We start from the raw sequence: 14040 nt of genomic DNA, 5'->3' as shown, positions 1-14040 counted from the left end.
CGCGAGCGCACACGGTCCGTGCACGTTCGTGCACAATCGCGCACTTCCCTCACCGATGCGTCGCTATCCGCCGATGCCCGTCAGTATGCTCGGCCCCAATCACTCAACGGGGAGTGCCGGCGCTGTACCACCGGACCCCCACCCTCACGCACTGGAGGTCACCGATGGACGGCATCGGCGTCAATTTCCTGTCCGAGCTCGTCGGCACGGCGATGCTCATCATCCTGGGTGGCGGCGTCGTCGCCGCCGTCTCGCTGACGAAGTCCAAGGGCTTCGGAGCCGGCTTCCTCATGGTCACGATCGGCTGGGGCTTCGCGGTCTTCGCCGGTGTCACCGTGTCCTACAGCTCCGGCGGCCAGCTCAACCCCGCGGTCAGCCTCGCGCTCGCCATCCTCGGCAAGATCACCGTCGGGGAGATGCTCCTGTACTGGATCGCCCAGCTCATCGGCGCGATCATCGGTGCGGTCATCGTCTGGCTCGCCTACAAGCAGCACTTCGACGAGGAGCCCGACGCGGCCGCCAAGCTCGGCGTGTTCTCGACCGGCCCGGCCATCCGCTCGTACGGGTGGAACGTCGTCACCGAGATCATCGGCACCTTCGTGCTCGTCTTCGTCGTGCTCGCCTTCACCAACGGCAAGACCCCGGCCGAGCTCGGCGCCGTCCCGGTCGCCTTCCTCGTGATCGCGATCGGTGTCAGCCTCGGTGGCCCGACCGGCTACGCCATCAACCCGGCACGTGACCTCGGTCCGCGCATCGCCCACGCCTTCCTGCCGATCAAGGGCAAGGGCTCGAGCGACTGGGCGTACGCCTGGGTCCCGGTCGTCGGACCGCTCGTCGGCGGCGCCCTCGCGGCCGGCCTCTCGACCTTCCTGCTGCCGATCGCTTCCTGATCGTCTTCACCCCACCAACCCGAGCACCAGCGTAAGGAGCACCAATGGCCGACTACATCGTCGCCATCGACCAGGGCACCACCTCCACCCGAGCCATCGTCTTCGACCACTCCGGCTCGATCGTCTCCGTCGGACAGAAGGAGCACGAGCAGATCTTCCCGCGTGCCGGGTGGGTCGAGCACGACCCGTCGGAGATCTGGGACAACACCCGTGAGGTCATCGGCCAGGCACTGTCCCGCGCCGACATCACCCGCCACGACGTCGCGGCGGTCGGCATCACGAACCAGCGCGAGACCGCGGTGGTCTGGGACAAGAACACCGGCAAGCCGGTCTACAACGCCATCGTCTGGCAGGACACCCGCACGCAGTCGATCGTCGACAAGCTCGCCGACGGCGACACCGACCGCTACAAGTCGGTCGTCGGCCTGCCCCTGGCGACGTACTTCGCCGGGACGAAGATCGTCTGGATCCTCGAGAACGTCGAGGGTGCACGCGAGAAGGCCGAGGCGGGCGACCTGCTCTTCGGCACCACCGACACCTGGGTCCTCTGGAACCTGACCGGTGGCGTGGACGGCGGCGTCCACAAGACCGACGTCACGAACGCGTCCCGCACGCTGTTCATGGACCTCGAGACGCTCCAGTGGCGCGACGACATCCTCGCCGACTTCGGCGTGCCGAAGTCGATGCTCCCCGAGATCGTCAGCTCCTCCGAGGTCTACGGCCACGTCGAGTCGTCGAACCTCCTCCGCGAGGTCCCGATCGCCGGCATCCTCGGCGACCAGCAGGCCGCGACGTTCGGCCAGGCCGCGTTCGACCAGGGCGAGTCGAAGAACACCTACGGCACGGGCAACTTCCTCATCTTCAACACGGGCACGGAGATCGTCCGCTCGGAGAACGGGCTGCTCACCACCGTCGGCTACAAGCTCGGCGACCAGGAGACGCACTACGCGCTCGAGGGGTCGATCGCCGTCACCGGTTCGCTCATCCAGTGGCTCCGCGACAACCTCGGCCTGATCGGCAGCGCGCCCGAGGTCGAGGCCCTCGCCAAGACCGTCGAGGACAACGGCGGCGTGTACTTCGTCCCGGCGTTCTCGGGCCTGTTCGCGCCGTACTGGCGTCCGGACGCCCGCGGCGCGATCGTCGGCCTCACCCGCTACGTCAACAAGGGGCACATCGCCCGTGCCGCCCTCGAGGCGACGGCGCTGCAGACCCGCGAGGTCCTCGACGCCGTCAACGCGGACTCGGGCGTGGACCTGACGGAGCTCAAGGTCGACGGCGGCATGACCGCCAACGACGCGCTCATGCAGTTCCAGGCGGACATCCTCAACGTGCCGGTGGTCCGTCCGGTGGTCGCCGAGACCACGGCGCTCGGTGCGGCCTACGCGGCCGGCCTGGCCGTCGGGTTCTGGGCGAACCTCGACGAGCTCCGTGCCAACTGGCAGGAGGACAAGCGCTGGGTGCCCCAGCTCGACGAGGCAGAGCGCGAGCGCACGCTGCGCCTCTGGAAGAAGGCCGTCACGAAGACGTTCGACTGGGTGGACGAGGACGTCCAGTAGTCCGCTTCTGCGGTGACCGCCAGGAGGCGCGGTGCGGGTCCGACGGACCGGCACCGCGCCTCCTGGCGTTGCGGGGGCGCGCGGGGGCGCGGGGGCGCGGGGTGGGCGCGGTGGGGTGTGGGGTGCGCTCGGTCGGGTGTGGGGTGCGCTGGGGTCGGGCGCGGCGCGGCGCGGGTGCGGTGAGGCGCGGGCACTCGCGCACGGTGCGGCGTCCGTGGTCCGGTGCGAGGTTGCCGGCACGGTGCGCGCCTACAGCGCCGCACCGTGCGCGCAACCGCGCACCAGGTGAGGAAGTACGCACGGCGCGGCGAGCGGCTGCGCCGTGCTGCACGTGCGAGCTCCGGGCGGCGGCGGCCGGCGCGCGGTGCGGCGTGCGTGGTTCGGTGCGAGGTTGCCCGCGGGGTGCGCGCTTGCGGCGCCGCACCGTGCGCGCAACCGCGCACCCGGTGACGAAGTACGCACGGTGCGGCGCGCGGCGGCAGCGGGTGCCGCTGCCAACGACCTCGCACGGTGCAGGTCAGGCGGCAGGGGCACCGGGTGCAGCGGCCAGCAACCTCGCACGGTGCAGGTCAGGCGGCGGGGGCGACGCCGATCCAATCAGCCAGTTTGCGCGCTGCGGCGCCGGAGTCGATCGCGTCCGCGGCGACCACCAGCTGCTCGCGGAACCGCTGCAGGATCGGCCGGTCGACCTCGGTCGGGTCCTCGGCGAGTCGGAACGACACGAGACCGGCCGCGGCGTTGAGCAGCACGATGTCGCGCACCGGACCGGTCTCCCCCGCGAGGACGCGGTGCACCACCGCGGCGTTGTGCTCCGGGTCGCCCCCGAGGAGGTCCTCGATGCGCGCACGGGCGATGCCGAGGTCACGCGGGTCGAGGTCGTGCTCGGTGACACGCCCGCCCGTGACCTCCCAGATGTGGCTGTGGCCGGTCGTCGTCAGCTCGTCGAGGCCGTCGTCGCCGCGGAACACGAGCGCCGTGGCCCCGCGGGTCTGGAACACGCCGGTGATGATCGGCACGAGTTCGAGCTGCGCCACGCCCACGGCGTTCGCTTCGCACCGTGCGGGGTTGACCAGCGGCCCGAGGAAGTTGAACACCGTCGGCACGCCGATCTCCCGCCGCACCGGGCCTGCGTGCGCGAAACCGGGGTGGAACGCGCTCGCGAACGCGAAGGTCAGACCGACACGCCGGAAGGTGTCGGCGACACGCGCGGCGTCCATCGTGAGGTCGAGTCCGAGTGCGGCGAGCACGTCGCTGGACCCGGACTTCGACGAGCTCGCCTTGTTGCCGTGCTTGACGACCGGCACGCCCGCTGCCGCGATGACGATCGCGCTCATCGTCGAGACGTTCACGGTCCCGACGACGTCACCACCGGTCCCGACGATGTCGAGCGCCATCGGGTCGACGTCGAGCGGGACGGCGGCGTCGAGGATCGCGTCGCGGAAGCCGACGACCTCGTCGACCGTCTCCCCCTTGGCGCGCAGGGCCACGACGAAGGCCGCGATCTGTGCCGGCGTGGCGCAGCCTGCCACGATCTCCTGCATGGCCCATGTGGACTGGCTGATCGTCAGGTCTTCGCGCGCCATGAGCGCACTGATCACGGCAGGCCAGGTGAGAGCGTCGAGCATGCTCCGATCGTAGTGAATTCGAGCAACCCGCCAGTTGGCTAGGAAAACACTGTCCGTGGTTTCGGCCATAATGGAGTCTGTGACTAGCACCCCTCTCTCCAGATCCGCCAGCGGTCCGGTCCTGAACAGGCCGAACGCCGTTGCCGTGGGGACGATCGTGTGGCTGGGCAGCGAGGTCATGTTCTTCGCCGGCCTGTTCGCGATCTACTTCACGTTGCGCAGCACCTCGCCCGAACTCTGGGCGACCGAGACCGCCAAGCTCGAGGTGCCCTTCGCCTCGGTGAACACGATCATCCTGGTGCTGTCCAGCTTCGCCTGCCAGTTCGCGGTCTTCGCCGCCGAGCGCTTCCAGGTGCACCGGACGAGCTGGAACCCCAAGGACTGGGGCATGACGGAGTGGTTCTTCGTCACGTACTGCATGGGCGCGATCTTCGTCTGCGGTCAGATCTTCGAGTACGCGAACCTCTGGCACGAGGGCGTGACGCTCTCCTCCAGCGCGTACGGTTCGGCCTTCTACATGACCACCGGGTTCCACGGTCTGCACGTCACGGGCGGCCTCATCGCCTTCCTGCTGACGCTCGGCCGCGGGTTCGCCGCCAAGAACTTCGGTCACAAGGAAGCGACCACCGCGATCGTCGTGTCGTACTACTGGCACTTCGTCGACGTCGTCTGGATCGGCCTCTTCGCCGTCATCTACCTTCTCAAGTAGGAACTGGATAGCCCCCACCGCATGTTCAACAGAAGCAAGTCCAAGAAGGGCCGCCGTTCACCGATGGCGACCGTGTCGCTCATCGTCGTCGGTCTCATGACCACCGGCGGTGCGTACGCGCTGTTCAGCTCCACGGCGAACGCCGACGACAGCACGACCACCGTGGCGGCGTCGAGCCAGTCGAAGGTGAACGAGGGCCAGAAGCTCTTCGCCTCGAACTGCGCCACCTGCCACGGCCTCTCCGCGCAGGGCACCAGCGAGGGTCCGTCCCTCATCGGTGTCGGTGCCGCGTCGGTCGACTTCCAGGTCGGCACCGGCCGCATGCCGATGGCCGCCCAAGGACCGCAGGCAGAAGAGAAGCCCGCGCAGTTCACGGACGAGCAGATCGACGCCCTCGCCGAGTACGTCGCGTCGCTCGGCCCCGGCCCGGCCGTCCCCTCCGAGAGCCTCACCAACGGCTCCGACGGTGACGCCGCCGAAGGCGCGGAGCTCTTCCGCATCAACTGCGCCATGTGCCACAACGTGGCCGGCGCCGGCGGTGCGCTGACCGAGGGCAAGTACGCGCCGAACCTGCAGTCGGTGTCCGGCAAGCACATCTACGAGGCCATGGTCACGGGCCCGCAGAACATGCCGGTGTTCAACGACCTGAACCTCACCCCCGAGCAGAAGGCCGACATCATCACGTACCTCAAGTACGTGCAGGACAACAAGTCGCCCGGCGGGTTCGCACTCGGCTCCCTCGGCCCGGTGGCAGAGGGTCTGTTCATCTGGATCTTCGGACTCGGCGCGGTCGTCGCGATGACCGTCTGGCTGACCGCGAAGTCCAACTGATCGTCCGTGTCGAACGACACTGAAGGGAACACCATGGCAGAGCACGACGACGAGGCACTGAACTCGTCCTCGGCTGTCGAGAAGCACGGCACGACCACCACGTCGCCCGGGACCGCGGTCCTGCCGACGGACCCGTTCGAGAACCCGGGCGAGCCGCCGCACCGCGCACGACGCACCGACGTCGACCCGAAGAAGCAGCGCCTCGCCGAGCGTCAGGTCGCCACGTTCTTCTACCTGTCGATCGTCGGCAGTGTCCTCGCGATCGCGGCCTACGTCGCGTTCCCGATCGACTCCGACAACTTCGGCACGGTCCGGACCGCCAACCTCTGGCTCGGTCTGTCGATCGCCCTCGCCCTCCTCGCGCTCGGCCTGGGCGCGGTGTACTGGTCGAAGTCGCTCGTGGTGGACCGTGAGATCACCGAGCTCCGCCACAGCACGCGCGGCACCGACGCGACCCGTGCCAAGGCGGTCGAGGCGTTCCAGCTCGCCGACAAGGAGTCCGGCTTCAGCCGTCGCAAGCTGATCCGCAACTCGATGATCGGCGCCCTGGCGGCCTTCCCCCTCCCGGGCATCGTCCTGGTGCGCGACCTCGCGCCGGCGGCCGACCCCAACGAACTCCTCCGCCACACCATGTGGGCGAAGGGCACGCGCCTGACCAAGGACCCGACGGGTCTCCCGATCAAGGCGTCCGACGTGACCATCGGTTCGGTGTTCCACGTCATCCCGGACGGCATGCTCGACAAGGAGGACATGCTCGAGGAGAAGGCCAAGGCCTCCGTCCTCCTCATGCGCCTCGACCCCAAGGACCTCAACCCCTCCAAGGGCCACGAGAACTGGGGCTACGACGGCATCGTCGCGTACTCGAAGATCTGCACCCACGTCGGATGCCCGGTCGCCCTGTACGAACAGCAGACGCACCACCTGCTCTGCCCGTGCCACCAGTCCACCTTCGATGTCTCGAACAACTGCGAGGTCATCTTCGGACCGGCTGCACGCCCCCTCCCCCAACTTCCGATCGCGATCGACGACGACGGCTACCTGGTTGCGCAGAGCGACTTCCACGAGCCCGTCGGACCGTCCTTCTGGGAGCGTGAACGCTGATGAGCAGCACGACCACCAACGCACCCGCGTCGTCGACCACCAAGCCGGCACCGGAGCGCGGATCCCGCATCATCGGCGGGGTCGCCAACTACATCGACGAGCGCACGAGCATCTCGGGCCTCGTGAAGGAGGTCGGGCGCAAGATCTTCCCCGACCACTGGAGCTTCATGCTGGGCGAGGTGGCGCTATACAGCTTCGTCGTCGTCCTGCTCTCCGGTACCTTCCTCACGTTCTTCTTCCAGGCGTCCATGGCCGAGGTGGTCTACCACGGCTCGTACGTCCCGCTGAAGGGCATCGAGATGTCGACCGCGCTGCAGTCGACGCTCAACATCTCGTTCGACATCCGCGGCGGGCTCTTCGTCCGGCAGATCCACCACTGGGCAGCCCTGTTGTTCGTGGCCTCGATCATGCTGCACATGGCCCGCGTGTTCTTCACCGGCGCGTTCCGCAAGCCGCGTGAGCTCAACTGGGTGTTCGGCTTCGTCCTCTGGGTCCTGGCCATGGCCGAGGGCTTCACGGGCTACTCGCTCCCCGACGACCTGCTCTCCGGCAACGGTCTGCGCATCATCGTCGGCATGATCGAGGGTGTGCCGGTCATCGGCGTCTGGATCGCCTACCTGCTCTTCGGCGGGGAGTTCCCGGGCACCGACATCGTCGGCCGTCTCTACACGCTGCACATCCTGCTGCTGCCCGCGATCCTCGTGGCCGTGCTCGGTGTCCACCTCGTGCTCGTCGTCATCAACAAGCACACGCAGTTCGCCGGGCCCGGCAAGACGAACGAGAACGTCGTCGGTGTGCCGATCCTCCCCGCGTTCGCCGCGAAGGCCGGTGGGTTCTTCTTCATCGTCGCGGGCATCCTCGCCCTCATCGCGTCGCTGTTCACGATCAACCCGATCTGGAACTACGGCCCGTACGACCCGTCCCCGGTCTCCGCCGGTACCCAGCCCGACTGGTACATCGGCTTCGCCGACGGCGCGCTCCGTCTGGTGCCGCCGCACTGGGAGGTCGTGTGGTTCGGCTACACGGTGTCGTTCAACATCCTCGTGCCGATCGCGGTCCTGGTGCTGCTCATCCTCGCCATCTTCATCTACCCCTTCATCGAGGCGTGGGTCACGGGCGACAAGCGTGAGCACCACATCCTCGACCGTCCGCGCAACGCCCCGACCCGTACGGCGTTCGGTGCCGCCGGCATCACGCTCTACGCGAGCCTCTGGGCCGCCGCGTCGTCGGACATCATCGCGACCCACTTCTACGTGTCGATCGACCACGTCATCCACGTGATCCAGGCCACGACGGTCCTCGGCCCGTTCGTCGCCTTCTGGATCACGAAGCGCGTGTGCCTCGCCCTGCAGAAGAAGGACCGCGAGATCGTCCTGCACGGCTACGAGTCCGGACGCATCGTGCGACTCCCCCACGGGGAGTACATCGAGGTGCACGAGCAGCTCGACGAGTACGAGCGGTGGAAGCTCCTGCAGTTCAACGAGTACAAGCCGCTGATGATCCGTCCGAACGCCCGGGGCAAGATCTCCGGGCTGCAGAAGGCGCGCGCCGGACTGTCGCGCTTCTTCTTCGAGGACCGGATCACCCCGGTTTCGAAGGCCGAGCTCGAGGCTGCGCACGCCGCGCACCACGGCCCGGACCTCGAGGCCGGTCACGCCGCCCCCGCGGTCGAGGCCAAGCACTAGGCAGTCAGCTGATCCGAGCGATCGGATCCCGGAACCCCCGTCACGTCGTGGCGGGGGTTTCGTCGTGCGTGCGGGAACACGCCGGGCCGCGTTCACGTTGGGTTCACCGACTCGTGCTGGACTCGTCCAGGACGGTGTGGCACTGTGTTGCACCACGCACCCGACCAACGGAATGAGACCCCGATGGACAGCCGGACGGCCGAACACCCCAGGCCGAACCACTTCCTGCTCCACCTCAGCGACACCCACCTCGCGGCGGGTGACCGCGAACTCTACGGTGACGTCGACTCGGCAGCCCGCCTCGCGGCGATCATCGCCGACATCGAGGCGTCGGGTACCCGACCCGAGGCCATCGTCGTCACCGGCGACGTGGCCGACAAGGGCGAACCGGGCGCGTACGCCCGAATCCGCGACATCGTGGAGCCGGCCGCCGAGCGCATCGGTGCGACCGTGATCTGGGCGATGGGCAACCACGACGAGCGCGGTGCGTTCCGGCAGGAGCTGTTCGGGCTCCAGCCGACCGATCGCCCGGTCGACTTCGTGTACGACGTGAACGGGCTGCGCGTGATCACCCTCGACACGAGCGTGCCCGGCGCTCACCACGGCGAGGTCTCCCCCGAACAGCTCGACTGGTTGGCCGAGGTGCTCTCCGAGCAGGCGCCGCACGGCACCATCCTGGCGATGCACCACCCGCCGGTGCCGAGCGTCCAGGACCTCGCGGTGCTCGTCGAGCTCCGTGACCAGGACGCCCTCGCCGAGGTCGTCGAGGGCAGCGACGTCATCGCGATCATCGCCGGTCACCTGCACTACTCGACGAGTGCGGTCTTCGCGGGCATCCCGGTGTCGGTGGCGAGTGCCACGTGCTACACGCAGGACCTCACCGAGTACCAGGGTGGGACCCGCGGGCAGGACGGTGCCCAGTCGTTCAACCTCGTCCACGTCTACGGCCACAACGTGGTGCACTCGGTCGTGCCGATCGGGCACTACTCGACGGTCGGCGAGCCGGTGTCAGCAGTGGAGACCGAGGCGCGGCTCGCAGCGGCCGGCGTCACGATCCCTGCGGCGGCCGAGCCGGCGCCGGTGACGTCGAGCATCCCGGTGTTCACGCTCGACTCGGTACCGGTCTCCCCCGTCCACCGCTGAGGGTGGGGCGCCCGGCGCGCCCCGTTCGGGGCCAGGAGGCGCGGGTCGGCTCGATCGTGCGGGCGCGGCCCGTGGGTGGTTGCGTGTGCATGGGGCGACACCGTGGTCGTCGTTCGACAGGCGGCATGTCGGAACCTGCACACGCACCACTCCGTGCGCCCATCACTCCGTGCGCGCAACGGACGACACGCCCGTCGTCGGACGACAGCGGACCCGTCGCCGAGCCGACCGTCAGCCGGCGTCGCGCTCCCACGGCGCCGGGAACGGGAAGTACTTCTCGAGGAAGTCCGTCACGCGCTCGGTCCGCTCCTCGTCGCTGACCTCCGGGAAGCTGCCGTCGTTCAGGCAGAAGAAGTCCGCGTTCCGCTTCTTGAGCAGGTCGCCGAGTGCCCGCAGCCCGGACTGCATCGTCGTGTCGATGTACCGCACCTCGGCGGTCTCCTGCACGATCGCGCGCCCGGTGAGCAGCGAGTAGTAGTGGTAGAGCGAGTTCGTCACCGAGATGTTGTCGGCCGCACGGAACCGTGACGCCGCGGTGGCCGCGAACTCGTCGGCGAACTCGTGCTCCATCTCGGTCATGATCGACGCGCGCAGCGGGGTCGGCGCGTGCTCGAGGTGCCGGGTGGTGACCGCCCCGAACCGCTGCTGCAGGAGTCGGCGGTTGACGCGGGCGGAGTTCTCGAACCCGCTGCGTGCGGGGTTGTTCGAGCCGAGCCCGATCCGGGTCGTCGCGAGGATGAACTTCGTCACGGAACCCGGGCTGAAGAACACCGACGGGTCCACCAGGCGGCCGAAGAACATGTCGTCGTTCGAGTAGATGAAGTGCTCGCTGATGCCCGGGATGTGGTGCAGCTGCGACTCGACGGCCTGCGAGTTGTGCGTCGGCAGGACGGACGGGTCGGCGAAGAACTCCTCGGAGCGGACGATCCGCACCTTCGGGTGGTCGGCGAGCCACGCGGGCGCCGGAGAGTCGGTGGCGATGTAGATCTGTCGGATCCACGGCGCGAAGGTGTGCACCGAGCGGAGCGCGTACTTCAGCTCGTCGATCTGCCGGAAGCGTGCGGGGGCGTCGTCCCCCTCGCCGAGGACGGCCCCGGACTGCGCCGCCTGGCGTGCCCGCTGGTACTCGATGGCGTTGCCGTCGACCCACGAGAACACGATGTCGATCGGGAACCGGATGTCGGAGACGTGGTCGTCGAACATGTGCTCGACGGTGCGCCAGGTGCGGCCGTACCGCTCGATGTCCACGAGCACGAACTCGTCGACCGGCAGGCTGCGTCGCATGAGGGCGTTCTCGACGGGCGCGAGGACCTCGGTGTCGGTGACCCGCCAGAACTCGAGCTGCACGCTCGTCTCGGCGCCGTAGCGCAGGCGTCCGAGCGGCTCGAGGCGCGGCCGGAACACGCGCAGGACGGGCTCGTCGACCGAGCCGAGTCCGTCGTCGATGACGAGCACGGCGGGCTTGCCCGGCGGCTTCGCGTAGAACGGCTCGTTGGCGGCGGCGGCCATCACGGCGCTCTCCGCCCGCTGCCGGTCGCGTTCGTCGAGCGCGATCACCGGGCGCTGGTCGTTGCCGCGGATGAGCAGGTGGTCGACGTCGCCCGCGGTGAGGGCGTCGTCGAGGAACAGGAGGTCCTCGATCATCGACTGCTGGGGCGTGAGGTGTCCGTTGACGAGCGTCAGACGGCCCTTCCGCACGACGACGTCGGGACGTTCGAGACCGCCGGAGGACGGTCGAGGGTTCAGCAGAGGACTCTCGGTCACCGGCTCGGTCTCGTTGCTCATCCATGCCCTTCGCATCAGTGCGCGGGCCTTCGGTGCCCGGCCCCTCATCCTACCGTCCGAGCGGACTGCAGTCCGCTCGGGGACGCACGGTCCGAGCCGGGCGTCCGCGGCGGCGCGTCAGGGCCGGGAGGCGCGGGTCGGCTCCGTTTCGCGCGGCACCGTGACGACGATGCCGACGACGACGAACAGAGCGGCCGCGACGAGCTGCAGGGCCGCCCACACCTCGCCGGGGATCGGGACGACCGCGATCGGGTTCCAGCAGACGGCTACGGCCGCCATGAGCACCGCCGCCCACCAGGTGCGACCCCGGACGGCGAACACCAGGACGATGAGCGCGAGGACCGAGACACCCCACCGGGCGAACACGAAGGCGGACGAGTCGATCACGGCGAGGCAGGCGAGCAGGAGCATCGCCGCGATGAGCGACGGCGCCAGCGCGGGCCGGGTGAACCCCGGCAGCTCGCGCCCGGACTTGCCGGCAGTGGTGCTGGTCGGCCGAGCCGGCGTGCCGGTCGGGACACCCTGCAGGGACGAACCCGCCGGTGGCCGACCCTTCCGCGCTGCCATCAGGCGGTGGCCCCGTCGAGGTCGATCGCCTGGATGGACCGGGACATCGGCGGGAGGTCGCGGACACGTTCGAGGGCCGGGAGGAGTTCGGCGACGTACGCGCGGTAGCCGTCCTCGGTGAGGTGCAGCCCGTCGTCGGTGAAGCGGTCGTCGAGGTGGTCGCCGTCGGCGAGGGCCGGCCAGGCGTCGAGGTACTGGGCGTGGCAGGTCGCGACGAACTGGCGGAGGTGGCGGTTGGCCTCCTCGATCTTGGCGGTGTACTCGGCCTGACGCGGCAGGATCGACACGAGCAGCAGGCGGACGCCGGGCAGCTCGCGGCGCAGCGTCACGAGCACCGACTCGACGCCGCGCACGACGTGCTCGACGCTCTTGCGGTGGTTCCCGAAGTCGTTCGTGCCGATGAGCAGGACGATCACCTCCGGCTGCTCGGCCACGACGGCATCGAGCCGCTGCAGGACCCCGTCGGTCGTGTCACCGCCGATGCCCTGGTTGACGGTCCGCTCGTCAGGCAGCCAGGCGTCCCATGACCCCTGCTCGGTGATGCTGTCGCCCAGGAACAGGACGCTCGTGCGTTCCTCGGTCATGCTGCCTCCTCGTGTACGGGTTCCGGGGTCCCATTCTGCTGGGTCCAGTTCCGCCCCGTCGACTCGGTGTGCTCGGACTCCCGCTCGGCGGCCGCCGTGATGCGCTCGACCATGCCGGGGAAGATCACGCCGTGGAAGGGCAGGATCGAGTACCAGTACAGGCGACCGGCGAGTCCCTGCGGGAAGTAGATCGCCCGCTGCCGGTAGTCGCTGCCGCCGTCGTCCGCCGGGGTCACGGTCATCTCGAGCCACGCGCGCCCGGGCGACTTGAACTCGGCGCGCAGGCGCAGGTAGCGGCCGCGCTCGAGGCGCTCGACCCGCCACCAGTCGAGCGCGTCGCCCTGCTCGAGGCGCTTCTGGTCCCGCCGGCCACGGTTGAGTCCGACTCCCCCGGCGAGCTTGTCCATCCACCCACGGGCGACCCAGGCGAGCGGGAACGAGTACCACCCGTTGTCGCCGCCGATCGACTCGACGACGCGCCAGACGTCCTCGGCCGACGCCGCGGAGTGCCGCTTGCGGTCATCGACGTACACGGTGTGCCCGGCCCAGTCCGGGTCGCTCGGCAGGGGGTCGGCCGGCGTGGCGGCGAGCGTCGCGTTCCGCCAGCTCGTCTCGACCTCGCCGGTGCGCATGCGGGTGAGCGCGAGCCGGACGGCCCGGCGGTACCCGGTGAGCCCGCCCTCCGGTCGGGGGACCACCTCGTCGATGTCGTGCTCGCGCTGGACGCACTCGAACTGGAGCGACTCGATGATCGGCGTCGCGAGCTTGCGCGGGACGGGGGTGACCAGGTTGAACCAGTGCGCGGCGAGTCCGGGTGTCAGCACCGGCAGGACCGAGATCGCCCGCTGCGGGAGCTTCGCCTCGACCGCGTAGCCGTTGAGCATCTGCCCGTACCGGAGGACGTCCGGCCCGCCGATGTCGAAGGTGCGGTTCACGTCGGCGGGGATGTCGAGTGCCTTGACGAGGTAGTAGAGCACGTCGCGGACGGCGATCGGCTGGATGAAGTTGCGGACCCAGCGGGGCGTCGGCATCCACGGCAGGACGTCGGTGACGTGCCGGATCATCTCGAACGAGGTGCTGCCGGACCCGATCACCACACCGGCCTGGTAGGCGATCGTCGGGACGCCCGAGCCGAGCAGGACGTCGCCGACCTCCTTGCGGCTCCGGAGGTGCTTCGAGAGCTCGCCGTCCGGGTGCAGCCCACCGAGGTAGACGAACCGTCGGACCCCCGCCGCCTTCGCCTCGTGCGCCATGGTCTCGACGGCGTCGCGCTCCGCGCGTTCGAAGTCGCCGTCGGCGCCCATCGCGTGTGCGAGGTAGTAGACGGCCTCGATGTCCTGCACCGCGGTGCGGACGGCGTCGGCGTCCTGCAGGTCGCCGGAGGTGATCTCGACGTCGTCGTGCCAGGGGACGTCCTGCAGCTTGCGGGGGGTGCGGACGAAGACCCGGACGGTGTGACCGGCTTCGAGGAGACGTGGGACGAGGCGACCGCCGATGTAGCCGGTGGCCCCGGTGACGAGGACGCGCATGCGGGGCACGGTACGCGGCTCGGCTCCGGGTAGGC

General features: G+C 69.3%; 12 protein-coding genes. 7 read left to right on the top strand and 5 right to left on the bottom strand.

Features of this window, described 5'->3' with window-relative positions; translation table 11 throughout:
- Positions 1-164: 164 nt before the first annotated feature.
- The gene (locus ACIQUC_RS02695; RefSeq protein WP_402262938.1) at positions 165-890 is read left to right on the top strand and encodes an MIP/aquaporin family protein; all 726 of its coding nucleotides are present in this window, start codon (positions 165-167) and stop codon (positions 888-890) included.
- A 44-nt stretch (positions 891-934) separates the two neighbouring features.
- Positions 935-2446, top strand: a complete 1512-nt coding sequence (glpK, locus tag ACIQUC_RS02690) for a glycerol kinase GlpK (RefSeq protein WP_402262935.1) — start codon at positions 935-937, stop codon at positions 2444-2446.
- A 569-nt stretch (positions 2447-3015) separates the two neighbouring features.
- On the opposite strand, the gene trpD is transcribed toward glpK, so the two are convergent.
- Positions 3016-4071 (bottom strand): anthranilate phosphoribosyltransferase, encoded by a 1056-nt coding sequence (gene trpD, locus ACIQUC_RS02685; protein WP_402262932.1) that lies wholly within the window; start codon positions 4069-4071, stop codon positions 3016-3018.
- Between the two features lie 70 nt (positions 4072-4141).
- Between trpD and ACIQUC_RS02680 the strand changes: the two genes are divergently transcribed.
- The 5 genes from ACIQUC_RS02680 (at position 4142) to ACIQUC_RS02660 (ending at position 9540) form a co-directional block, all read left to right on the top strand.
- Positions 4142-4780, top strand: a complete 639-nt coding sequence (locus tag ACIQUC_RS02680; protein ID WP_031260857.1) for a heme-copper oxidase subunit III — start codon at positions 4142-4144, stop codon at positions 4778-4780.
- Between the two features lie 21 nt (positions 4781-4801).
- Positions 4802-5611: a cytochrome c gene (locus ACIQUC_RS02675; protein WP_402262928.1), complete on the top strand. Its 810-nt coding sequence runs from the start codon at positions 4802-4804 to the stop codon at positions 5609-5611.
- 33 nt (positions 5612-5644) lie between these two features.
- A complete protein-coding gene (locus tag ACIQUC_RS02670) occupies positions 5645-6712 on the top strand; it encodes a ubiquinol-cytochrome c reductase iron-sulfur subunit (RefSeq protein ID WP_022905301.1) in 1068 nt (355 codons plus the stop codon).
- Positions 6712-8397: a cytochrome bc complex cytochrome b subunit gene (locus tag ACIQUC_RS02665; protein WP_022905300.1), complete on the top strand. Its 1686-nt coding sequence runs from the start codon at positions 6712-6714 to the stop codon at positions 8395-8397. The genes ACIQUC_RS02670 and ACIQUC_RS02665 overlap by 1 nt, the downstream gene beginning before the upstream one ends.
- Before the next feature lie 183 nt (positions 8398-8580).
- Positions 8581-9540 carry a phosphodiesterase gene (locus ACIQUC_RS02660; RefSeq protein WP_402262924.1) on the top strand — a complete coding sequence of 320 codons (960 nt, stop codon included), beginning with the start codon at positions 8581-8583 and terminating at the stop codon, positions 9538-9540.
- Between the two features lie 231 nt (positions 9541-9771).
- On the opposite strand, the gene ACIQUC_RS02655 is transcribed toward ACIQUC_RS02660, so the two are convergent.
- The 4 genes from ACIQUC_RS02655 to ACIQUC_RS02640 all read right to left on the bottom strand — a co-directional run bounded on the left by ACIQUC_RS02655 (position 9772) and on the right by ACIQUC_RS02640 (position 14005).
- Positions 9772-11325 (bottom strand): stealth conserved region 3 domain-containing protein, encoded by a 1554-nt coding sequence (locus ACIQUC_RS02655; RefSeq protein ID WP_402262921.1) that lies wholly within the window; start codon positions 11323-11325, stop codon positions 9772-9774.
- 117 nt (positions 11326-11442) lie between these two features.
- Positions 11443-11892 carry a DUF6804 family protein gene (locus ACIQUC_RS02650; protein WP_022905296.1) on the bottom strand — a complete coding sequence of 150 codons (450 nt, stop codon included), beginning with the start codon at positions 11890-11892 and terminating at the stop codon, positions 11443-11445.
- A complete protein-coding gene (locus tag ACIQUC_RS02645; protein WP_031260853.1) occupies positions 11892-12476 on the bottom strand; it encodes a GDSL-type esterase/lipase family protein in 585 nt (194 codons plus the stop codon). Before ACIQUC_RS02645 ends, ACIQUC_RS02650 begins: the two co-directional genes overlap by 1 nt.
- Complete coding sequence (locus tag ACIQUC_RS02640) at positions 12473-14005, bottom strand: SDR family oxidoreductase (protein WP_022905295.1); 1533 nt, start codon at positions 14003-14005, stop codon at positions 12473-12475. The genes ACIQUC_RS02645 and ACIQUC_RS02640 overlap by 4 nt, the downstream gene beginning before the upstream one ends.
- Between the last annotated feature and the right edge of the window lie 35 nt (positions 14006-14040).

Source organism: Curtobacterium sp. NPDC098951, from assembly GCF_044759965.1.
Classification (GTDB): domain Bacteria; phylum Actinomycetota; class Actinomycetes; order Actinomycetales; family Microbacteriaceae; genus Curtobacterium.
This window is presented reverse-complemented; position numbering and strand designations above follow the sequence as displayed.